This window comes from Vibrio sp. D173a (assembly GCF_030248475.1).
Map to the genome: position 1 here is coordinate 1 of NZ_JAHGAH010001223.1, position 1,005 is coordinate 1,005.

The following is a 1,005-nucleotide window of genomic DNA, read 5'->3' on the forward strand; positions in this document are numbered from 1 at the left end:
CGTAAGCATTTCGGAAAAGGGAAGCTTGATACTTTCGCTATGGTGCAGCCTCAGATGTGGCATGAGAAGACGGACTCAGAACCCTTTACCAAAGGCTACATTCAGAAGTTTTGGGGCTTTAACCAGACACCACAAGGTGCGGGTGGGTTGTGTATGAATACGTCAATGCCATTGCTGAATGACATTAACGTCCGTAAAGGGGTCACCTTTGCGACTGACTTCGACGGCATGATAAAGAATGTACTGCGCGGGGACTACTCACGTAAGCCTCATGCTATGGGTTTCGGGCACGGTGATTACGATCTTCCAGATGCTAAAGCGCCTGCGTTTGAACCAGAACTGGCTGTCAGTTATTTCGAGGCGGCCGCTTTTACCAACATTGGCCCTGATGGTATTCGAGTGAACAAAAACGGTGACCGCCTCAGCTTTAAGATTACTTATGGTTACAACATCTGGACTCCTCGTATTGCGTATCTCAAAGAGCAAGCCAAGCTAGCGGGTTTAGAGCTTAACCTGAACCTTGTAGATGGCTCAGCGGCATTTAAATACATCCTAGAGAAAAAGCATCAACTTGCATTTCTGAATATGGGTGGTGGTGAGCTTCCGGCATACAAAGAGTATTTTCACTCGAGTAATGCAAACCGAGGACAGACCAACAATCACACTAACTACAGTTCGCCAGAGTTGGACCGCAAGATTGAAGCATTCAAATCTGAATTTGATGCTGACAAAAAACACCAACTTTCTAAAGAGATTCAAAAAGCAATCTCAAATGCTTACGTGATTGTACCAGGCTACATGGTGCCTTATACACGCGATGCACATTGGCGTTGGGTTAAGTATCCGAATAACCCAATGACGAAGAAAACCGGTGCGATGTTCAACATTCTAGGCACCAGTAATTTCTGGATTGATACCGAATTAAAACAACAAACTCAGTTGGCTTACAAAGAGGGCGAAACGTTCGAACCTGTCACTGTGATTGACGACCGTTACAGGCTATAG

Annotated in this window: 1 protein-coding gene; it reads left to right on the forward strand. The window is 45.5% G+C overall.

The window, feature by feature from the left end:
- Positions 1–1,005: ABC transporter substrate-binding protein (locus KIV40_RS32440; RefSeq protein ID WP_285353466.1), on the forward strand; the 1,005-nt coding region annotated here is incomplete at its 5' end.